Below are 20,994 nucleotides of genomic sequence, written 5' to 3' on the forward strand. Positions count from 1 at the left end.
CCGCCCGGACCGATCCGGAAGGGACGGCCGGGCCGCCGGCTTCATCGGGCGGCGCGGGCCTCGTCGAACGCCGCGCACCAGTCGGGCAGGCTGGGCGCGGCCAGCAGGGTGGTCCCCATCAGGAGGGCCCGGAAGCCGCCGTGCACCAGCGACGCCGCCCGCTCGGGCGTGTCGATGGCACTGGCGCTCACCGGGAAGTGGGTGCCGGTGCGCAACAGTTCGGGCAGCAGGGCCGCGCCCCGCTCCGGATCACCCGCGAGCCGCTCCCTGGTCGCGATGTCCTTGTTGTTGACCGCGACCACGCACTGTGCACCGCGGTGCACCTGTGCCGCCTCCGCCGCGTCGGCGACCTCGACGAACGGGGTCAGGCCGCACTCCAGGGCGTGGTCGGTGAGCTTGGCCAGCGCACCGGACGGTAGCACCTTGGCGGTCAGCAGGACGGCGGAGGCGCCCAGGGCTCGGGTGCGTTCGAGCTGACGGCGGCTGGTGACGAAGTCCTTGCGCAACAGCGGGAGCGGTGTCAGCGCGGCGACCTCGGCCAGCAGTTCCTCGGTGCCGCCGAACCAGCGGCCGGTGACGACCGAGACACACGGAGCGCCCGCCTCCTCGTAGCCCCGTACGATCTCGGCGATCGAGCGCCCGCGGGTCAGGTCGAGGCCGTCGGCGTTGCGCCGTTTGACCTCCATGACCAGGGGGCGGCGGGCAGCCTCGAGAGCCTCGGTGAAGGCGGTGGCAGGGGCGGTGTGGCGTGTGCTTGCGGTCATCCGGTTCTCCAGGAACGTGTGACGGCGGCGGCTCGCTCGGCGTTCAGCCGGCCCGCGTGGTCGCGGGCCGCCGAGTCCACGTCGATACCGAGGAAGCGCGGGTGGGCCCGCGCGCCCGCGAAGGCGTCGCGGTTGTCCACGCGCAGACCACCGGCCAGCAGGAAGGGCAGGGTGGTGCGGTCGGCGAGGGCGGTGACGTCGGTGTCGTCGAGCGCCTGGGCGGTGCTGCCGATACGACCGTCGGCCGCGACCGCGTCGTACAGGAAGCAGTCGGCGCCCGCCCGTTCGTACGCGCCCGTCAGGCCTCGCTCGGCGCATTCCCCGTCCTTGAGGTGCAGCACCTTGGCGATCCGCAGGCCGGGCGGTCCCTGCGTGCGCAGGGCACGCACCACCGCGGGGCTCTGGTAGCCGTGCAACTGGATCCAAGGGGTTCCGGCGGCGGCGACCGCCTCAAGCAGCAGGGCGGTATCGGAGGCGAAGGTGACCAGCACCGGGGCCAGACCCCGGTCGCGGGCGGCGGCGGACAGCACGGTCAGCCGGTCGAGCTCCAGTTCCGCCGGGCCGCCGGGCACCCGGTACCAGAGGCCGACCAGGTCCGCGCCCGAGTCCGCCACCCGGTGCACCTCGACGGTACTGGTGGCCCCGCAGAATTTGACGAGCATCAGACGGCCGGTGCCGGGGCCGGATCCGGGGCCTCGGCCGGGGCCCGCCGGGCGTCGCGTACGAGGGAGCCCGGGGCGAAGGCGGTGCCGTCCGGTCCGATCAGCCCGGGGTGGGCCGCCCGCAGGTCGGCCAGCACCGCCTCGTACGGCAGGTCGTCGAACTCCCCGTGGAAGCGCAGGAACTCCATCTGTCGCCGGCCCTGGAGGTCGAACGGGTGGTGCAGGCTGTCGGCGGTTCCGTCGAAGTCCAGCGGCGCCATCCCGTACAGCCGGCACAGCGTCCTGTTGAAGACGGGGGTGGCTTTCACCCAGCCGTTCTCCAGCCGCACCGAGGTCAGGCAGTGCTGGTGGAAGACGTCCCCGCCCAGCAGCTCCTTGAGCCGGCCGGAGGCGAGGTGGTTGCGTACGTCGGTCAGCACCAGGCGCGCCGGGATGCCGAGCGAGCGCAGGCCGGCCGTGTACAGCACCGACTTGTGCAGGCACATACCGGAGCGGGCCCGGGCGACGCTCCCGGCCCGTAGGCCGGTGCGCGACAGGTCGGCCCCGTAGACCTCGTAGCGGATCCGGTCGCGCACCGCGTAGTACAGCGCGACCGCCTGCGCGGTGGGGGTGGTGGCCTCGTCCGGCACGGCGCTCGCCACGAACGCGCGGACCTCCGGCGAGCCGTGGTCGATGAATTCGGTGGCGGCGAGCTCGGCGGGCACGGCCTGCCCGGTCGACGGGGTGGTCATGGCGTCAACTCTGCTTCCGGTCGGGGTCGTGGGCGGCTGCTTCACAAACCGAGCAGCGAGGCGATGCGGTTGCGCTGGATCTCGGAGGTGCCTGAATAGATGGTTCCGGCCACCGCGTTGCGCAACTCCTTCTCGATGCCGTACTCGGCCATGTATCCGTTGCCGCCGAATATCTGTACGGCGCTGAGAGCCGAGGCGACGTTCGCCTCGCTGGTGACCAACTTGGCCATGGCGATGTCACGGGTGACGTTCTCGCCCGCGGCCATCTTCTCGGCGGTCGCGTAGAGCCAGTGCCGGGCCGTCTCCACACCGACCTCCATGTCCACGATCTTGTGGGACACGGCCTGGTACGCGCCGATGGGCTGCCCGAACTGGGTACGGCCGCGCGCGTACTCCACGCACCGCGCGATTCGGTGACGCATCTCCCCCGCGTTGATCACGAAGGAGCACAGGATCTCCCAGCGCATCACGTGGTCGAGCACGAGGAAGCCGCCGCCGACCCGGCCGACGACGCGGTCGGCCGGTACCCGGCAGTCGTCGAAGTAGAGCTCGCTGAGCGGTGAGGTGCGCAACCCCATCTTGGCGACGGGGTTGCCGACGGTCAGGCCCGGGGTGTCGCGCTCCACGAGGAACGCGGTGATGCTGAGCGGTCCGGGGCGCTCGCTGGTGCGGGCGTACACGGTGAACAGGTCCGCGACGGGCCCGTTGCTGACGAACGCCTTGCTGCCGTTCAGGACGAAGTGGTCGCCGTCGCGCACCGCACGGGTGCGCATGGCCAGGGCGTCGGAACCGCTGTCGGGCTCGCTGATGGCGTGGGCGCCGATCAGTTCGCCCGAGCAGATGCCGGGCAGGTAGCGCTCCTGGAGCCCGGGGGAACCGAAGCGGTGCATCGGCACCCCGGTGGAGACGATGTGCGTGCACACCGAGAAGTTCAGGCCGGCGTCCCGGCATCCCTCGCCGAGCCCCTCCAGTACGTACATGGTGGTGAGCAGGGACTGGCCGAGGCCGCCCCACCGCTCGTCGAAGGGCAGGCCCAGGATGCCGGTCGAGGCGACGGCCGCCCAGTTCTCGGGGGAGAAGGCGGCCTCCGCGTCCCGTTCGACGTGCCCGGCGCTCAATTTTTCCAGCCAGGGCGCCAGGCCGTCGCGCAGCGCCTGCTGGTCCGCAGTCCAGTTGATCATCGAATCAGTAGTGGGAGTACTCGGCGGAGTCCAGGTCGTGGACCTCGTCACCCCGCAGGGCGGGGGTGAACATGCACACCAGGCGCAGGTCCTCGTGCGGGGAGGCGACCAGCCAGTGGGCGTCGTGGCGGTCGAGCGCGTAGAGGGTGCCCGGGGTGATGGGGTGGGAGTTGCCCGCGATGTCGATGACCTCGCCGCTGCCCTCGATGCAGTAGCAGCTCTCCATGTGGTTGCGGTACTCCAGGCGGGACTTGGTGCCCGCGCGGACGATGGTGTCGGTGATGGTGTAGCCGACCCCGTCCTGCTGGGTGAGGAAGCGGCGGCTGAGGCCGTTGCCCCAGTCGACCGTGGTGACCTCTTCGAGCTTACGAACGATCATGGGTGTCTCTCCTTTGCCAGATCGGGCCGGCGGACGGTCCCGCCGGCCGTACGTAGTTCCCGTACGAAGGAGGCGAACTCCTCCACGGGGTCGCGGCCCTGGGTCAGGGCCGCTTCGATACGGGCCACACCGGCGCTGCCGACCACGGCGGCGTCGGCGCCCAGGCCCGCAAGGAGCTCGATGTCCTCGGCCGTCCGGACCCCGAAGCCGACGGCGACGGGGACGGCGCAGGCACCGCGCACGCTGGTGATCGCCCGGGCGAGCCGGGCGTGGTCGGGGGCGGCGGAGGTGCCGCTGCGCCCGTAGTGGGCGACCAGGTAGAGGTAGGCGGAGGCGTGGCGCGTCGCTTCGGCCACCGCGTCGGGGCCCGAGACCGCGTAGCAGGTGCTCACGAGGGCCAGGCCGGCCCGGTGTGCGGCCTCGTAGTGGGCGGTGCGCAGCCGCGGTGGTACGCCGTGCAGCAGCAGCCCGTCGCAGCCGGCGTCGCGGACGGCCGCGGCGAAGTCCGCGGGATCGGTGCCTCGTACGGTGTGGCTCCAGTCGGCGAGCAGAGCGATCCGCAGGTGGCGCAGACCCGGGCGGATCCGGGCCACGGCGGCCAGGGTCCGCTCCAGGTCGGCGCCGGTGGCGAGCGCCCGGTCGGCGGAGCGGCGGATCACGGGGCCGTCGGTGACGGAGCCGGGGAACGGCACGGCGAGTTCGAGGCAGTCGACCTCGTTCTCGTCGAGCAGGGCGGCGAGCTCGGGCAGCCGCTCCAGCGGCGGGTCTCCCGCGTTCAGGAAGACCGCCAGGCCGGGCCGGCCGGGCCGCCGCCGGGCGAAGAACCCCGCGCCGGAGGCGGCTTGCACGGTCGGCGCACCGCCCGGGGTGTCGGCTCGTTCAGGCATGGACGGCCGCCCGGGTCCGCAGCCGCCGCAGGAGCGCCAGCGCGCCGCCGTCGTGGATCACGGCGCGGGCGCCGCGCAGCGCCTCGTGCCAGTCGCTGGTGGCGCGGCCCGCGACGGCGAGGGCGGCGGCATTGAGGCACACCGTGTCCTCGGCCTCCGGGGTTCCCTCGCCGCCGAGGACGGCGGTGAAGTACGCCACCGGGTCGCTACCGCGCGGGCGCAGCCCCTCCAGGGTGCCGGGGCGCAGTCCGAGGAGGGCGGCGTCGAGGGTGAACTCGTCCTCGCCGTCGGCCTCGTACGCGTGCACCCGGTTGGGGGTGCAGGCCAGCAGCTCGTCCGCGCCCAGGTCGTTGCCCGCCAGCCAGACCCGGCGGCCGGTGCCGCGGGCGACGTGCGCGGCCGCGGTGCGCAGGCCCGGCGCCAGGCGGGCGTCGGCGACCCCGGTGACCTGCGCGGAGACCGGCATGTCGGCGAGGAAGGGACCGAGCGCGTTGACGAAGCGGCCGAGCCCTCGGATGTCCAGGGGCAGCACGGCGCGGGCCAGCAGTGCCAGCTCCGCCGGGTAGACGAAGTACCCCGCGAAGGCGATGTTGCAGTGCTCCAGCAGCTCGTGGGTCTCCTCGTACGACCGGGTCGGCGGGATGCCGAGGTGGTCCAGCAGGTCGAGCGAGCCCATGGAGGAGGTGTAGGCGCGCGATCCGGTCTTGACGACCGGGGTGCCCATCGCGGCGGCGACCAGGGCGGCCGCGGTGGAGACGTTGAAGGTACGCGGACCGCCGCCGGTGCCGACGATGTTGACCGCACGGTCGAAGGCGCCGGTGCCGCCTGCCGCGGGACCCGGGCGGCGTTCGGCCAGCGAGTCGAGCAGGGCGGTGAGCGTGGTGCGGCCGGGCATCGCGGTGGAGAGCGAGGCGAGCAGGGCGACGGCTTCGCCCCGGCGCAGCCCGCCCTCGTGCAGCCCGTCCCAGAACGACCGCCAGAGCGGCAGGTCCACCGGACGGTCCTGCCCGATGACGGCGGCGACGGCGTCGTGCATGGTTACGCGGCCTCCGCCTGCTGCCGCGACGCGTCCGTGATGAACGCGTCGATGGCCGCGACCGAGCGGAAGGACTCCGGGTCGAGGTCGAACTCGTCGGTGTTGATGTGGTGGACCTCTTCCAGCCAGGCGATCACCTTGAGCAGGCCGAGGCTGTCGACGACGCCGTTCTCCAGCAGATCGAGGTCCGCGTCCAGCTCACCCGCGGGAACGTCCGGCAGGAACTCGCGGACCATGAACTCCTTGATGGCCGGGATGCGTTGCATGTCAGTTCTCCTTGGTGAAGTGGGCTCGGACGACCTGGTCGCGGTCGACCTTTCCGGTGGAGGTCCGTGGCAGCGGGCCGTCGGTGATCCGCAGGACCGAGGGGACGGCGGCCCGGGGCAGGCCCCGGGCCAGGTGTCCACGCAGGGTGAGGCTGTTGAGGTCCGTGCCGGGCGCGCGGCGGGCCACCGCGTGCAGCAGCGTGCCCGCCACCGGGTCGGGCAGGGCCAGGACGGCCGCTTCGAGGACTTCGGGGTGTTCGAGCAGGACGTGCTCGGTCTCCTGCGGGTTGATCCGCACACCCCGGACCTTGACCTGGAAGTCGGTGCGGCCGGCCAACGTGAGGGTGCCGTCGACGGACCGGGTCACGAGGTCGCCACTGCGGAACCAGCGGCGCCGGTCGGCCCCCGCGGGGTGGTCCACGAGGACGGCCGGGCCGGCCGCCGCGTCGCCCAGGTATCCGTCGGTCTGGAAGGGGGTGGTGACGTACAGCTCACCGGTTCCGGGGCCGTCGAGCACCGTGCCGTCACGGCCGACGAGCAGGGCGCCGGTGCCGGGCAGCGGGGAGCCGAGGGGCAGCGCAAAGGCGGGGTCCTCGGCGCCGGTGAGCTCGTACAGGAAGCTGTCGTTGGTCTCGGTGCAGCCGTACAGGTTGTACAGCCGGGCGCCGGGCAGCAGATCGGGCAGGGCCGTGCGCAGCGGGGCGGGCAGCGCGTCCCCGGTGAACAGGGCGTGCCGGACGCCCGGGACGACGGCGCCGCGCTCGTGGGCCGCGTCGGTGAGCAGCCGGTAGAACAGGGGAACCGCCTGGACGATCTCGGGCCGGTGGCGCAGCAGCAGGTCCAGCAGGTAACCGCCCTGCAGCGCCCGCTCGGTGTCGGCGAGCACGACCCGGCCACCGTGGGCGAGGGTGGTCCATACGTCGAGCAGGCAGAGGTCGAAGTTGAGGGGCGCGTAGTTCAGGACGGTGGTGCCGGGGGCGATCCCGAAGGCGTCCGCGGCCCAGTGGGTGAAGCGTGCGACGGCCTCGCCGGACAGCGGCACGATCTTGGGCGTGCCGGTGGAGCCGGAGGTCGTCAACAGCAGTGCGGGGGCGCAGGCCGGTCCCCTGTGCGGTGCGGCGTCGGGGAACCGCGGGTCCGTGGGCTCCGGGAGCGGGGTGTCCGGTGTCGTGAGCACCTCTTCCACGCCCGCCTGCGCGTACAGCCGTCGCAGCACGTCCGCGCCGAGCAGCGGCGAGGGCAGCAGCACCGGCCGCCGTTCCAGCAACGCGGCCAGGACCAGGGCGATGACCGCCGGCGACTTGACCGCGGGCACGCCCAGCGGGGTGTCCAGCGGGCTACGGGCGAGGCGGGCCCGCTCCGTGGAGGCCCGGTGGAGCAGGGCTCCGTAGCTGACCACCTCGTCCCGCCACACCAGTGCGGTCGCCTGCGGGCTCCGCCGGGCCTGGGCGAGGATGCTGTCGGCGACGGAGCGAGGTGGGCGGACGGCCACGGTAGCGGCGCTCTTCACGGGCCTGGACTCCTTCCGGTCCTCACGGATGAACCTCTCGACCCGATCGTGGTTTCGGCGGCTGGAGGATCATCGGAGTTCCGCCGGCGGCCCCGGATGCCGACCGGACGCATGTCGTCGAGCCGGCGCTCGGGGGTTCCGGGGTACGCCGGCTCACGGGCCGCTACCGGCCGCCGGTGCCCAGGTCGGGGGGAAGCCGAGCGGGACCTGTGCGCGGGCCGGGCACGTCAGTTCGGCGTCCCTCGGTCCGGTCGCCCGATCCGGCGACGAGGGCCACCGGATCGTCGCTGAACACGTGCGGCACCGACGGATCGGGAGCCGGAAGGGACGGGCTGGTGCCGTGGCCGGGAAGGTTTGCCGGGTCGCGGCGTCCGGTGCGGTGGATCTCCCCCAGCTACCGCTGGGAGGGGCCCCGGGCGGAGGGCCCCGGCTCGTACCGGACGTACGTGCGTGGTCCGACAACGCGGCGAGGTGCCGTGACGGGCGTCGCGACCCGGTGAACCTTCCCGGTCACAGCACTAGGAGTTGTCCTCCAGGAGTCCGCCGAGGACGAGGGCCTGCTCGGTGTCGGGCGGACCGACCGGCCACCAGACGCCCTCGACCTCGCGGTACGGGTACCAGCGCGCGTCGCGGCCCCGGCGCAGCTGGAGGCCCCGCCCGGTCAGTGTCCAGTGGTTGCCGGACACCTCCAGCTCGGGCAGCTCGTCGGCCTCCCAGGCGGCCGCCAAGGCCGAACGGGCCCGTGCGGTCTCCTGGGCGGGCGGCTCCCAGGGCTGTTCCAGCGTGTCGAGGCCCGCCGGGCCGCCGTAGCGCCAGGCGAGTGCGGCCCGGTCCAGCTCGGCCGCGCGGGGCGAGGCCGCCCGCAGCCGTTCGGGCACCCGCGGGTCGGGGTGGGTCGCGGCGATCCGTACGGTGTCCTGCCAGGCGTCGAGCGGCCGGGGCGGCTCGGCGGTGATCCCGTGGATGTACGCGAGGAGGGCGCGGGCGCGCACGGCGGCATCGGCGACCAGGCGCTCCAGCGGGTCCGCGGCGATCCCGGTGGCCGGTTCGGGCTCCTCGGCCGGGGCGGCGAGGGCGGGCAGCGGCGGAAGCGGCGGCAGCTCCGCCACCGGGAGGGCGTACGCCTCGGCGGCGGGGGTTCCGCGCGGCGCCGCGCCGGCGCCGGCGGCGGCGGCCGCGGCGGCCTCGTCCGACTCCTCGACCACGGCGTCGTCGGCGCCGTCCATCGCCATCATGGCCCGCAGCATCAGGACCGACTTCAGCCCCTCCGCCGCCTCCTGGGCGTCGCGCCCCCGGACGAGCAGCAGCAGCGCCGCCTCCTCGTCCAGGAGCCACGAGAACTGGTAGGCGAGCGCCACCGCGTGCGCGCAGGGGTGGTCCGGCTCGTCGCAGTCGCAGTCCGGCTCCAGGTCCCCGTAGCCGGGCAGCAGGCCGAGCCGGGCGTCCTCCGCCGCCTCCAGCAGGTCGGGCGGGAGTTCTCCCTCCAGCACCGCCTCGGTCTCGGCGGGCCGGTCCGCGGTCTTCTCCCACAGGGCGTCCCAGTCCTCGTCCTCGAACACCCGCAGGGTCAGCTCGGTGGTGAACGGACTGTCCTCGCCGCCGTGGACCTGTGCGGCGATCCGGCCGGGGCTGACGGTGAGCGGGCCGATCCGGCCCGAACGGGCCATCGCCCGGGCCCGCTTGAGCCGATCCTCCTCGGGCCAGGCCTCCTCCACGGCCTCCGCGAACACGCCGCCCCACCAGGACTTGCCGCGGGCCCGGCCGCCCTTGCGCGCGGCGAAGGCGGAAAATCCCCGGGCGCCGTCGTGTCCTTCGGCCATCACGTGCTCCTCAGCTCGACCAGGTTCGCCAGCTCATCGTTGCCGAGCGTGCTCAGCGCCTGCTCGCCCGCGCCGAGCACGGCGTCGGCGAGCTCCTGCTTGGACGCCAGCATCGCGGCGATCCGGTCCTCGATGGTGCCCTCGGCGATGAGCCGATGGACCTGGACCGGCCGGGTCTGGCCGATCCGGTACGCGCGGTCGGTGGCCTGCGCCTCGACGGCCGGGTTCCACCAGCGGTCGAAGTGCACCACGTGGTCGGCGCGGGTCAGGTTGAGGCCGGTGCCGGCCGCCTTGAGCGAGAGCAGGAAGACCGGGACCTCGCCGTCCTGGAAGCGCCGGACCATGTCCTCGCGGCGGGGCACGGGGGTGCCGCCGTGCAGCAGCTGGGCGGGCACCCCTCGCTCGCGCAGGTGTGCCTCGAGCAGCCGGGCCATGGCGACGTACTGGGTGAAGACGAGGACGGCCCCGTCCTCCGTGACGATGGTGTCGAGCAGCTCGTCGAGCAGCTCGAGCTTGCCGGAGCGGCCGCTCAGCCGCACCGCGCCGCCGGAGCCCCCGCCGCCCTCCTTCATGAAGTGGGCCGGGTGATTGCAGATCTGCTTGAGTCCGGTGAGCAGCTTGAGGACCAGGCCGGAGCGGGCGATGCCCTCGGTGGCGCGGATCTCGGCCATGACCTCCGCGACGAGCTTCTCGTACAGGGCGCTCTGCTCGGCGGTCAGGGCGACAGGCCGGTCCGTCTCCGTCTTGGGCGGCAGTTCGGGGGCGACCCCCGGGTCGGTCTTGCGGCGGCGCAGCATGAAGGGCCTGACGAGGTCGGCGAGGCGGGCGGCGGTGTCGGCGCCCTCGGCGCCGGGCGCTCCGGTGCGCTCGGCCTCGATCGGGGCCATCCAGCGGCGGCGGAAGTGCCCGTAGCCGCCGAGAAGTCCGGGGGTGGTCCAGTCGAGGACGGCCCACAGTTCGGAGAGGCTGTTCTCGACGGGGGTGCCGGTCAGCGCGATCTTGGCGCCGGCCGGGATCAGGCGCAGTGCGCGGGCGGTGGCGGACGCCGGGTTCTTGACGTGCTGGGCCTCGTCGGCGACGGCCATGCCCCAGGGGTGGTCCGCGAGCCGGTCGGCGTCCAGGCGCATGGTGCCGTACGTGGTGAGGACGAACCCGTCGCCGGCCCCGTCGAGGGTGCGGCCGGGTCCGTGGAAGCGGCGTACGGGGGTGCCGGGGGCGAACCGGCCCACCTCGCGCTCCCAGTTGCCGAGCAGGGAGGCCGGGCAGACCACCAGGGTGGGGCCCTGGCTGCGCGGGTCCTCCTGGCGCAGCAGGTGCAGGGCGATGAGCTGGACGGTCTTGCCCAGGCCCATGTCGTCGGCGAGGCAGCCGCCGAGGCCGAGCGAGGTCATCCGGTCCAGCCAGCGCAGCCCGCGCAGCTGGTAGTCGCGCAGGGTGGCGTCCAGGGCCGCGGGCGGGGCGAGCTGTTCGTCGCCGCCGTCGGGTTCGGCGAGGCGGGCGCGCAGGGCCACCAGCCAGGGTCCGGGGACGACGGGGACGTGCTCGCCGGCGATCTCCGTGAAACCGCCGAGGGCGGCGGAGAGCGCCTCGATGGCGGTGAGCGGCTTCAGTTCGCGGGTGCGGGCCTTGCGGGCGAGCTCGGCCGGTACGAAGACCCAGCGGTCGCGCAGGCGCAGGACGGGCCTGCCCTCTTCGGCGATCCGCGCCGACTCCTCCTCGGTGAGCGGCTCGCCGTCCAGGCACAGCTGCCAGCGCAGGTCGACGGTGCCGTCGCCCATGAAGGAGCGCAGGTCCGCGGGCGGGGTGCGGTCGGCGCCGACCAGGGCGTGGGCGCTCAGGCCGCGGGCGGCGGAGCCCTCGGGCCAGTGGACGTCGATGCCGTGGGCGCGCAGCCGGGCCCCGGCCCCGCCCAGCAGGGCCGTGGTCTCGCGGTCGTCGAGGACGATCTCGCGGGGCACCGGCAGCAGCCGCTCCAAGGGCTCCCACACTCCGGCGGCGCGGCGTACGGCGAGCACGGTGTCGGTCTGGGCGCGCGGCCCCAGGGCGTGCGGTGCGCCGTCGAAGAGCTCCGCGGCGGCCAGGTCCACGGTGGGGTCGGCGAGGTCGGCCACGCGCGGTCGGATCCGGACGAGCGGCCGGTCCTCGCCCTCGCCCACGACGACGGCGAGGGAGACCCGGACGCCGGAGTCGACGCCGAGGGAGATCTCCTCGGCCCAGGCGCGCAGTTGGGGCACGTACTGGGGGGCGGTGGCGGCGAACGCGGCGCGGCCGGTGGCGGCCTCGGCGGCCGCGGTACGGGGCAGGACGTCGGCGACGGCGTCCAGGAAGGCCCGCAGCCGGCCGTCCGCCTCGGGCAGCAGCTCGGTGCCGGGGACGGGCAGGGCGAGCGCCTCGGGGGGCGCCGCGGCGGCCAGTTCCCGCAGCCGCCGTACGTCCTCGGGGTCGTAGGGGCCGGTCCGCCAGGCATCGTGGCCGCCGGCGGAGACGCCCGGCAGCAGGCGTTCGCGGGCGGCGAGGTGCAGGGCGAGGCCGAGGGCCGCGCCCCAGAAGGCGGCGGCCGGGTGGACCGGGTCGGAGCCGTCCGGGGCGGCCCGCCGCTCATCGTGGAGGCGGCGGGCGTGGGCCAGTACGGGCAGCGCGTCCTCGAGCTCCAGCCGGAGCACCGGCAGGACGCGCGGTCCGTCGGCGGTGAGCAGGGATGCCTCGGCGGGCCGGCCGCCCGGCACGTCGGGCGGTGGACCGCCGTCCGGGTTCCACAGGAGGATCCGGCCGGTCCTGGCCGGATCCCCGGGTTCGAAGACGGCCGCGGACCGGGCCAGGAGGCCGGCCTGCTCACGCGCAATCCACACCATGCGTTCGCTTCCTCGGTTGTTCTGGTCTGCTCCGCCGCTCCACGGTGATCAGGTTGTCAGATTCCTGAACTTGCGTACGGAGAGCGGGAAGAAGACGGCGCACAGAATGACGGGCCAGACCACGGCCATCAGCAGGGAGTGCTGGGCGATCCAGGAGTCCCCGCTCCAGCCGGGATTGCCGAACAGCTCACGTGTGGCGAGCACGGTGGAGGACAGCGGGTTCCACTCGGCGATCGTGCCGAGCCAGCCCGGCATCGTGGAGGGGGCGACGAAGGCGCTGGTGAGGAAGCCGATGGGGAATTCGAGGGTCTGCACCATGGTGATGCCCTCGGGTCCGCTCATCAGCAGGCCGAGGTAGACGCCGGCCCACACGAGCGCGAAGCGCAGCAGAAGCAGCAGGCCGACGGCCAGGACCGTGTCGCCCAGGCTGCCGTGGGCCTGCCAGCCCATCAGCAGGCCGACGCCCATCAGGACGGCGAGCGCGAGCACCGAGCTGATCATGTCGGTGACGGCCCGGCCGAGGACCACCGCGGAGGGGGACATCGGCAGGGTGCGGAATCGGGAGGTGATGCCGCGGTTCTTGTCGGCGGCGACGGCGGTGACCGTCTCGCCCATGCCGAAGACCATCGTCATGACGAACATGCCGGGGACGAGGAACTCCTTGTAGTTCCCGCCGCCGGGCACCTGCATCGCGCCGCCGAAGAAGTAGCCGAACATCAGCACCATCAGCACGGGGAAGGCCAGCGCGCCGACCAGCGTGCCCGGTTCGCGCACCCAGTGCGTCATCCCGCGCAGGGTGATGGTCCAGCCGTCGGCCAGGGCCCAGCGCAGCCGGGAGACCGGGCCGCGCGGGATGGCGGGCAGGTGCGGGAGCTGAAGCGGGGTGATGGTGCTCATGCGGCGACTGCCTCTCGGCCGGATTCGGCGGCCTGGTCCGCGGCCGGGGTGGCCGCGCGGCCGGTGAGGTGCAGGAACACCTCGTCCAGGGTGGGCCGGCGCAGGACGATGTCCTCCGCCTCGATGCCCGCGTGGTCCAGGGCGCGTACGGTCTCGCCCAGCGCGGCGGTGCGCTCGGCGACGCGGACGCTGACCCGGCGGGTGTCCGGGTCGGTGTCGGGGGTGGCCTCGGCGAGGGCGGCGAGGGCGCCCGCGGCGGCACCGAGGTCCTCGGCGCGCCGCACCACGACGTCGATGCGGTCCCCGCCGACCCGGCTCTTGAGCTCGTCGGGGGTGCCCTTGGCGATGACCTTGCCGCTGTCGATGACGGAGATGCCGTGCGCGAGCTGGTCGGCCTCTTCCAGGTACTGCGTGGTCAGCAGGACCGAGGTACCGCCGCCGACGAGGTCGCGTACTGCCTCCCAGACCTCGTTGCGGCTGCGCGGGTCGAGGCCGGTGGTGGGCTCGTCGAGGAAGAGGACCGGCGGGGCGAGCACCATGCTGGCCGCGAGGTCGAGGCGGCGGCGCATGCCTCCGGAGTAGTTCTTGACCGGCTTGCCGCCGGTGTCCTGGAGCCGGAAGCACTCCAGCAGCTCGTCGGCGCGGCGGCGGGCGTCGCGCGGCGAGAGGTGGTGCAGGCGGCCGAACATCACCAGGTTCTGGCGGCCGCTGAGCACCTCGTCGACGGCGGCGTACTGGCCCACCATGCCGATGGAGGAGCGGACCTCGGCGGACTGGGAGACCACGTCGTAGCCGGCCACCTGCGCGCGGCCCTCGTCGGGCCTGACGAGGGTGGAGAGGATTCCGACGGAGGTGGTCTTGCCGGCGCCGTTGGGCCCGAGCAGGCCGTGTACGGTGCCCTGCTCGACGGTGAGGTCGAATCCGTCGAGCACGTACCGCTTGCCGTAGCGCTTGCGCAGCCCTTCCGCGATCACTGCCGGCCTGGTTGAGTCCACGTCAGCTTCTTTCTCTCGTACGGGAGTCGGACGGTCCGGCTCGGGGTGATCGTGACAGCGGCTCCCGCAGCCCGCCTCGAGCGCCGGTGGAGGCACCGGACACCGGCACCCGGGGTTCAGCGCGCGACGCGCTCCAGCATCGGGGTGTACAGGTTCGGGTCGCTGCTGCTCAGGGCACGCAACGCCGTCCGGTGCGCGATGAACTCCGGCTGGGCCAGGGCCGCGCGGAAGGCGTCCTCGTCGACCCAGTCGGCCACGTTGACGTACATCTCCGGGTCGTTGACGTGGTGCAGCAGCCGATGGCGGATGAAGCCGCGCTGGGACGCGAAGAACGCGGAGGTCCTCTCGAAGGCCTCCTCGAACTCCTCGCGGGGGCCGGTGACCTCGAAGCGGTTGATGAAGGTGATCACGGTGTGCTCCTTGTCCGGGAAGGCGGGACGTCTCCGGCGGGACGTCTCAGGCGGGGCCGATGCCCAGCTCGTGGCCGAAGACCCCGCGCGGGTCCCACGCCGCCTTGACCCGCTGCAGACGCGGGTAGTTGTCCTTGTAGTAGAGGCGCTGCCACGGAACGCCCGAGGTGTTCCAGGCCGGGTCGGCCATGTCCACGTCGGGGTAGTTGATGTAGCAGCCGTCGGCGCCGCGGCCGGGTACCGGCACTCCGCCCGTGGTGGCGAACACGTCGCGGTAGGCGCGCCGCAGCCAGTCGATGTTCCGGGCGTCGCCGGCCGCGTCCTGCCACGTGTTCATGAAGATCACGTTGAGGACCGCGTCGCGGTGTGCGGTGGCCGTGGCCGACGGGTGCGGGGTGTTGACCCGACCGCCGTACGACTGGAGCGAGACCGACGCCGATTCGAAGCTGTGGTCGGTGTCGTTCAGGCGGGCGTACAGCGCGTCGATCTGGGCCTCGGTCCAGGCTCGCCGCAGATAGGCCGACTTGATCTTCTGGCGGCCCTTGTCGGTGTCCTGGGACTCGCCGAGGGCGACGGTGGCGTTCCACCAGGTGTCGCGCGTCGTGCCCATGTCGTACGGGGTGACGGGGACGCCCTCGGTGAGCGCGGCGGTGTAGTCGGAGAGGAGCTTCTCGGCGTCCGGACGGGTGCCGTCCATGTGGGTGAAGCTGATGGCGCTCTGCCCCGGGTCGTCCTGCTTCAGCCTGCCGAACAGCACCAGGCCGCCGTAGAGGCCCGCGTACGGCGAGTCGGCGCAGCTGTTGCGCTCGTGCCACAGGCCGTGGTTGCGCAGCAGGCGGCGGAAGGCGGCCTTGTCCATGCCCTCGCGGGGAAAGAGCAGCGCACTGGTCAGGACGGTGGCCGGCGGACGGGGCAGTTGCCGGGCGGGGTCGGTGCCGGTGGCTCCGGGCGTGCGGAACCAGTAGCGGGTGACGACGCCGAAGTTGCCGCCGCCGCCCCCGGTGTGCGCCCACCACAGTTCGCGGTGGGGGTCGTCCGGCTCGCGGGTGGCGACGACCGCTCGGGCTCGGCCCGCCGTGTCGGCGACGACGACCTCGACGGCGTACAGGTAGTCGGCGGCGATGCCGAACCGGCGCGAGAGGGCGCCGTATCCGCCGCCGGTGATGTGGCCGCCCAGGCCGACGGTGGCACTGGCGCCGCCGGGCAGGGTGACGCCCCAGCCGTAGTAGAGCGTCTTGTACACGTCCATCAGACGGGCGCCGGCCTCGATCATGAAGGCCCGCTTGTCCTCGTCGTAGCGGACGGCGTTCATCTGCGCGAGGTCGACGACGAGGCGCACCGCGCTGTCGCCGACGAAGTTCTCGTAGCAGTGGCCGCCGCTGCGCACCGCGATGCGCCGGCCCGACCGCGCCGCCTGGCCGACGGCCTGGACGACCTCCTCGGTGGTGGTCGCGAGGCGGAAGGCGGCGGGCCGGGCCGTGAAGCGCTTGTTGCTGCCCCGGTTGGCGAGGTCCTCGTACCGCGCGTCGCCGGGGGTGATGTCCTCGGCGGGTCCGGCGGCCGCGGCCTCACGGGTGTCCGCCCCGGTGCCCGTGGCCCGCCGCGCGGGGGTGGCCAGGGCGGGCGTGACGCCCGCCACGGCGAGCCCGGCGGCGGCACCCGCCGTGATCGTGCCGGCGACAAACCGCCGACGGCTTGGAGCGGTCATGATGCTTCCTTTGCGGTACGGGCCGGGTGGGGGGAACGGGATGTCAGGCGGAGACGCGGGCGGAGAGCACCCGGTTGACCAGCTCCAGGTACTGGCGGGGGGTCTCCGCCCCGTCTATGGCTTCCTCGTCGAGCCTGATCTCGTACTCGCGCTCGATGCGCCCGGTGGTCTGCAGGAGCGCCAGCGAGTCGTAGCCGAGGTCGAGGAAGAGCGTGTCCAGGACATCGCCGTTCAGGTCCACGCCCTCGTCCTCGCCGGCGCATTCGAGCAGCAGGCGGGTCAGGTCGGTCAGCTCCAGGTGCCGCATCAGGATCTCCTCTTGGTGGTTCGGGGTGTGTGTGGGAAAAAGGCGGGACGCACCGGTCTCGGGCCGGCTCGCCGGTGTCATGCGGCGCCGACCACGGCGGCGGCGTTGAAGCCGCCCCTGCCGCGGGCCAGCACCAGTGCGTTGCGCAGGGCCGTACCCGTCCGCGGGGCGCCGGTGACCAGGTCGATCCGGCAGTCGTCGGCGGGAGCCGCGGTACCGGTGGTCGGCGGGATCACCTGGTCGCGCAGGCTGAACAGGGCGGCCGCGAGGTCGAGGGAGGCGCCGCCGGAGAGCAGGCGTCCGGTCATCGTCTTGGGGGCGGTGACCGGGACCCCGCGCGGGCCGAACAGGGCGGTGATCGCCTCGGCTTCGGCGCGGTCGGCGGCGCGTTCGCCCGCCGCGTCGGCGAAGACGACGTCGATGTCACCGGGGGCCAGCCCCGCGTCGGCCAGGGCCAACCGGGCCGCGTCCGCGAGCCGGGGGGTGTCCGGGCCGTCGAAGGTGGCCGCGTAGCCGGCGAAGGAGCCGTAGACGCGGGCTCCGCGCTCGCGGGCCGCCTCGGCGTCCTCCAGGACGAGCAGGGCGCCGCCCTCTCCCACGATGTGGCCCGAGGCGTCGGCATCGAAGGGAAGGTAGGCGCGGGCCGGATCCGGGACGGGGCTCATCCCGCCCTCGGCCAGGTGCGCGACCCAGCCCCACGGGCAGATCCCGGCATCGACGGCGCCGGTGACCATCAGGGTCGCGCCCTTGCGCAGCTGACGCCGGGCCTGGGCGACGGCGTCCAGGCCGCCCGCGCCCTCGGTGACGATGACGCCGCTGGGGCCGCGAAGCCCGTGGCGGATGGAGATCTGGCCCGAGTTGACGGCGTAGAACCAGGCGAAGGACTGGTAGGCGCTGACGTGCTGGCCACCCTTGCTCCACAAGGCCTCCAGCTCGCGCTGGCCGAACTCGAAGCCGCCCGCGGAGGAGGCGGTGACCACACCCGCGCCGAACTCGGGCAGCTGCTCGGGGTGGGCGCCCGCGTCGTCGAGGGCCTCCTTGGCGGCGGTGAGCGAGAGCCGGGTGACGCGGTCGGTCTGCGGCAGCAGCCGGCTGGGGACGTGATCCGCGTCGACGAAGCCGGGGACCTCGCCGGCCAGGCGTACGGGGTAGCCGCTCGCGTCGAACCGGCTCACCGGGCGGATGCCGCTCTCGCCCCGCAGCACCGCGTCCCACCAGGCCTGGGCACCCAGCCCGTTGGGGGCGGTGACACCGACCCCGGTGAAGACGGCGGCGGCGGTCCCCGCCCCGGCGCCGGACTGGTCGAGTGTGGCGGCGGTCATGCTGCTTCCTTCAGGCTCGGGCGGTTGAGGACCATGGCGCTCTGGAAGCCGCCGAAGCCGCTGCCGACGCTGATCACGGCGTCGGTGCGCTGTTCACGGGCCGTGAGCGGGGTGTAGTCGAGGTCGCAGTCCGGGTCCGCCTCGTGCAGGTTGGCGGTGGGCGGCACGGTGTTGTGCGCGATGGCCAGGGCGCTGGCGGCCACCTCCAGGGAGCCGATGGCGCCGAGCGAGTGGCCGATCATCGACTTGATGGAGCTGACGGGCACCTCGTAGGCACGCTGCCCCAGGCTCCGCTTGAACGCCGCGGTCTCGTGCTTGTCGTTCTGCTTGGTGCCCGAGCCGTGGGCGTTGATGTAGTCGACGGCGGACGCGTCGAGGCGGGCCTCGGCGAGCGCGGCGGTGATGGCCTCGGCCATCTCCACGCCGTCGGAGCGCAGTCCGGTCATGTGGTACGCGTTGCTGCGACTGGCGAAACCGGAGATCTCGGCGTAGATCCGGGCGCCGCGGCGGCGGGCCCGCTCCAACTCCTCGACGACGAGGACGGCCGAGCCCTCACCGAGGACGAAGCCGTTACGGGTGCGGTCGAAGGGCCGCGAGGCGGTCGCCGGGTCGTCGTTGCGGGTCGAGGTGGCGCGGATCGCGTCGAAGCAGGCCACGGTGATCGGGGAGATCGGCGCCTCGGTGGCGCCGGTGACCATCACGTCGACGGTGCCCTCGCGGATCAGCTCGACGGCGTGGCCGATGGCGTCGAGGCCGGAGGTGCAGCCGGTGGACACGAGCGAGACCGGCCCCTGCACGCTGCTGTCGCGGGCCACTTCGGCGGCCAGCGAGCTGGGGGTGAAGTAGTCGTAGAGGTGGGAGACGGCCCGGGTGTGGTCCACGTTCCAGAACCGGCCCAGGTCGCTGACGGCCGCGTACTCGTTGTCGAGCCCCGTGGTGCAGCCCACGGCGCTGCCGAGGCTGACACCGGTGCGCAGCGGGTCGAGCCCGTCGGTGACGCCGCTGTCGGCGATCGCCTCGCGAGAGCTGGTCAGCGCGAACAGGGCGGCGCGGTCGAGGCGGGCGGCCTCCTCCGCACCGAACCCGTGGGCGTCGGGCAGGAAATCGGCCTCGGCTGCGATGCGCGAGCGGAAGGAGGAGGCGTCGAACAGGGTGATGGCCCGCGTGGCCGTACGCCCGGCCGTGAGCAGCTCCCAGTACTCCTTGGTGCCTATTGCTCCGGGGGCGACGACCCCGATACCGGTGATGACTACCCGTCTCATCGACTGTCCCTCACTGTTTTCCTCCGGCCCTGGGGGCCTGAGGGCTCGCACCGTAGAACGGTTTCAGTGCTGCGAGCTTCGCCGCTCGGTCTGGAGCACGACTAGAAGATCCGTACAAGCCGACAATCGGCCAGGTGCCCCGCCCCACGCGTCGGCGCCGCGCCCCCGTGGAGCACGGCGTTGTCGGAGCAGCCGAAGGAGCCGGGACGGGCGACCCCCGTCCCGGCTCCCCCGGCGTCGTGCCCGATGGGTCCTTCGGTCCTACATCGGAAGGTTGCCGTGCTTCCGGCTCGGCTGCGGTGCGTTCTTGGCCGCGAGCATCGTGAGCGTGGTGATCAGCCGGGAGCGGGTCTCGGCCGGGTCGATGACGTCGTCCACCAGGCCGCGTTCGGCCGCGTAGTACGGGTGCATCAGCTCCGTCTGGTACTCCTTGATCTTCTCCGTCCGGGTCGCCTCCGGATCGGCCGAGGCGGCTATCTCCCGGCGGAAGATGACGTTCGCCGCCCCCTCCGCGCCCATGACCGCGATCTCGTTCGACGGCCAGGCCAGCGCGACGTCCGCGCCGATCGACTGCGAGTCCATCACGATGTACGCGCCGCCGTACGCCTTGCGCAGGACCAGGCTGATCCGCGGCACCGTGGCGTTGCAGTAGGCGTACAGGAGCTTCGCGCCGTGCCGGATGATGCCCTGGTGCTCCTGGTCCACGCCCGGGAGGAAGCCCGGCACGTCGATCAGGGTGACCAGCGGGATGGAGAACGCGTCGCAGAACTGTACGAACCGCGCCGCCTTCTCGGAGGCCTCGATGTCCAGGACGCCGGCCAGATGCGCGGGCTGGTTCGCCACCACACCCACCAGCCGGCCGCCGAGGCGCGCCAGCGCGCACACCACGTTCTGCGCCCACTGGCCGTGGACCTCGAAAAGGTCCCCGTGGTCGACGAGCTCCTCGATCACGTCGCGGATGTCGTAGCCCTGCGTCGGGCGCGCCGGAACCAGGTCCAGCAGCGCCTCGTTGCGGCGGTCCGCCGGGTCCTCCAGATCACCGGCAGGGGCCAGTTCACGGTTGTTGGAAGGCAGCAGGGACAGCAGGTGCCTCACGTCCTCCAGGCAACTGCGCTCGTCGTCGTGGACGAACGTGGCCACGCCGGACACGGCTCCGTGGCTGTCCGCGCCGCCCAGGTGCTCCATGGTCACCGCTTCGCCGGTGACGGCCTGGACCACGTCCGGGCCCGTGATGAACATCTGGGACGTGCCCCGGACCATGAACACGAAGTCCGTCAGCGCCGGCGAGTACGCGGCGCCGCCCGCACACGGGCCCAGGATCACCGAGATCTGCGGGATCACACCCGAGTTGCGGACGTTGCGGCGGAAGATGCCGCCGTATCCGGCGAGCGCCGTCACACCTTCTTGGATGCGGGCGCCGGCGCCGTCGCACAGGCCCACGATCGGGGCGCCCGCTGCCTCCGCCATGTCCATCAACTTGTGGATCTTCGCGGCGTGCGCCTCGCCGAGCGCGCCACCGAAGATGCGGAAATCGTGCGCGTAGGTGAACACCGTGCGGCCGTGGACCTGGCCCCAGCCCGTCACCACACCGTCGGTGTAGGGCTTCTTGTCCTCCAGCCCGAAGCCGCTCGCACGGTGCCTGCGCAGACCTTCCACCTCGCAGAACGTGCCCTCGTCGAAGAGCACCTCGATCCGCTCGCGAGCCGTCAGCTTGCCCTTGGCGTGCTGCGCCGCCGTCGCCCGGTCGCTGGGCCCGGCGACCGCCAGGGCCCGTATCGCCGCGAGTTCCTTGGCGCGCTCTCGCAGACTCTCCAACTGACTCTCCTCGACGTTCTCAGAGGGTTCTTCTCAGACAACCCAGCATCGAACCGGGCCCTCAAGCCCGACTCGAATGCGGGTGTCCGCCGAGAGGAGTGATCAGTAGCGGTAGTGGTCCGGCTTGTACGGGCCCTCCACCTGGACGCCGATGTAGGCGGCCTGCTCCGGGCGGAGCGTGGTGAGCTTG

Annotated in this window: 20 protein-coding genes; all 20 read right to left on the reverse strand. The window is 73.2% G+C overall.

From position 1 onward, the window contains the following. Positions 1-41: 41 nt before the first annotated feature. Positions 42-764 carry an indole-3-glycerol-phosphate synthase gene (locus ACGFYY_RS36835; RefSeq protein ID WP_365271861.1) on the reverse strand — a complete coding sequence of 241 codons (723 nt, stop codon included), beginning with the start codon at positions 762-764 and terminating at the stop codon, positions 42-44. Then, the gene (locus tag ACGFYY_RS36840; protein WP_365271864.1) at positions 761-1,426 is read right to left on the reverse strand and encodes an N-(5'-phosphoribosyl)anthranilate isomerase; all 666 of its coding nucleotides are present in this window, start codon (positions 1,424-1,426) and stop codon (positions 761-763) included. The genes ACGFYY_RS36835 and ACGFYY_RS36840 overlap by 4 nt, the downstream gene beginning before the upstream one ends. Beyond that, positions 1,426-2,157 (reverse strand): transglutaminase-like domain-containing protein, encoded by a 732-nt coding sequence (locus ACGFYY_RS36845; RefSeq protein WP_365271867.1) that lies wholly within the window; start codon positions 2,155-2,157, stop codon positions 1,426-1,428. The genes ACGFYY_RS36840 and ACGFYY_RS36845 overlap by 1 nt, the downstream gene beginning before the upstream one ends. A gap of 41 nt (positions 2,158-2,198) precedes the next feature. Then, a complete protein-coding gene (locus tag ACGFYY_RS36850) occupies positions 2,199-3,338 on the reverse strand; it encodes an acyl-CoA dehydrogenase family protein (RefSeq protein ID WP_393716309.1) in 1,140 nt (379 codons plus the stop codon). A 4-nt stretch (positions 3,339-3,342) separates the two neighbouring features. Beyond that, a complete protein-coding gene (locus ACGFYY_RS36855; RefSeq protein WP_365271873.1) occupies positions 3,343-3,717 on the reverse strand; it encodes an ectoine synthase in 375 nt (124 codons plus the stop codon). Further along, positions 3,714-4,604: a tryptophan synthase subunit alpha gene (gene trpA, locus ACGFYY_RS36860; RefSeq protein ID WP_393716312.1), complete on the reverse strand. Its 891-nt coding sequence runs from the start codon at positions 4,602-4,604 to the stop codon at positions 3,714-3,716. The genes ACGFYY_RS36855 and trpA overlap by 4 nt, the downstream gene beginning before the upstream one ends. Next, on the reverse strand, positions 4,597-5,640 hold the full coding sequence (locus ACGFYY_RS36865; RefSeq protein ID WP_393716314.1) for a hypothetical protein: 1,044 nt from the start codon (positions 5,638-5,640) through the stop codon (positions 4,597-4,599). The genes trpA and ACGFYY_RS36865 overlap by 8 nt, the downstream gene beginning before the upstream one ends. 2 nt (positions 5,641-5,642) lie before the next feature. Further along, positions 5,643-5,906, reverse strand: a complete 264-nt coding sequence (locus ACGFYY_RS36870) for an acyl carrier protein (RefSeq protein WP_393716316.1) — start codon at positions 5,904-5,906, stop codon at positions 5,643-5,645. 1 nt (position 5,907) lies between these two features. After that, entirely contained in the window at positions 5,908-7,416 is a 1,509-nt protein-coding gene (locus ACGFYY_RS36875) for an AMP-binding protein (RefSeq protein WP_393716318.1), read from the reverse strand. A gap of 518 nt (positions 7,417-7,934) precedes the next feature. Then, positions 7,935-9,236: a hypothetical protein gene (locus tag ACGFYY_RS36880; protein WP_393716320.1), complete on the reverse strand. Its 1,302-nt coding sequence runs from the start codon at positions 9,234-9,236 to the stop codon at positions 7,935-7,937. Next, positions 9,236-12,088 (reverse strand): DEAD/DEAH box helicase, encoded by a 2,853-nt coding sequence (locus tag ACGFYY_RS36885; protein ID WP_393716322.1) that lies wholly within the window; start codon positions 12,086-12,088, stop codon positions 9,236-9,238. The genes ACGFYY_RS36880 and ACGFYY_RS36885 overlap by 1 nt, the downstream gene beginning before the upstream one ends. A gap of 48 nt (positions 12,089-12,136) precedes the next feature. After that, complete coding sequence (locus ACGFYY_RS36890; protein WP_365279669.1) at positions 12,137-12,985, reverse strand: ABC transporter permease; 849 nt, start codon at positions 12,983-12,985, stop codon at positions 12,137-12,139. Next, positions 12,982-13,980, reverse strand: coding sequence for an ATP-binding cassette domain-containing protein (locus tag ACGFYY_RS36895; RefSeq protein WP_365279672.1), 999 nt, complete (start codon positions 13,978-13,980; stop codon positions 12,982-12,984). Before ACGFYY_RS36895 ends, ACGFYY_RS36890 begins: the two co-directional genes overlap by 4 nt. A 116-nt stretch (positions 13,981-14,096) precedes the next feature. Next, positions 14,097-14,390 carry an antibiotic biosynthesis monooxygenase gene (locus ACGFYY_RS36900; RefSeq protein WP_365279675.1) on the reverse strand — a complete coding sequence of 98 codons (294 nt, stop codon included), beginning with the start codon at positions 14,388-14,390 and terminating at the stop codon, positions 14,097-14,099. Positions 14,391-14,436: 46 nt separating this feature from the next. Then, complete coding sequence (locus ACGFYY_RS36905; protein ID WP_393716326.1) at positions 14,437-16,098, reverse strand: FAD-binding oxidoreductase; 1,662 nt, start codon at positions 16,096-16,098, stop codon at positions 14,437-14,439. Between the two features lie 43 nt (positions 16,099-16,141). Then, entirely contained in the window at positions 16,142-16,405 is a 264-nt protein-coding gene (locus ACGFYY_RS36910) for an acyl carrier protein (RefSeq protein WP_365279681.1), read from the reverse strand. Positions 16,406-16,482: 77 nt separating this feature from the next. Further along, positions 16,483-17,727, reverse strand: coding sequence for a ketosynthase chain-length factor (locus ACGFYY_RS36915; protein WP_393716328.1), 1,245 nt, complete (start codon positions 17,725-17,727; stop codon positions 16,483-16,485). Beyond that, positions 17,724-18,989: a beta-ketoacyl-[acyl-carrier-protein] synthase family protein gene (locus tag ACGFYY_RS36920; RefSeq protein ID WP_365279686.1), complete on the reverse strand. Its 1,266-nt coding sequence runs from the start codon at positions 18,987-18,989 to the stop codon at positions 17,724-17,726. Before ACGFYY_RS36920 ends, ACGFYY_RS36915 begins: the two co-directional genes overlap by 4 nt. 261 nt (positions 18,990-19,250) lie before the next feature. After that, entirely contained in the window at positions 19,251-20,804 is a 1,554-nt protein-coding gene (locus tag ACGFYY_RS36925; protein ID WP_365279689.1) for an acyl-CoA carboxylase subunit beta, read from the reverse strand. A gap of 102 nt (positions 20,805-20,906) precedes the next feature. Then, positions 20,907-20,994 (reverse strand): adenosylhomocysteinase (locus ACGFYY_RS36930; RefSeq protein ID WP_365279692.1); only part of this gene is annotated, 88 nt, incomplete at its 5' end.

This window comes from Streptomyces sp. NPDC048331 (genome assembly GCF_043201215.1).
GTDB lineage: Bacteria > Actinomycetota > Actinomycetes > Streptomycetales > Streptomycetaceae > Streptomyces.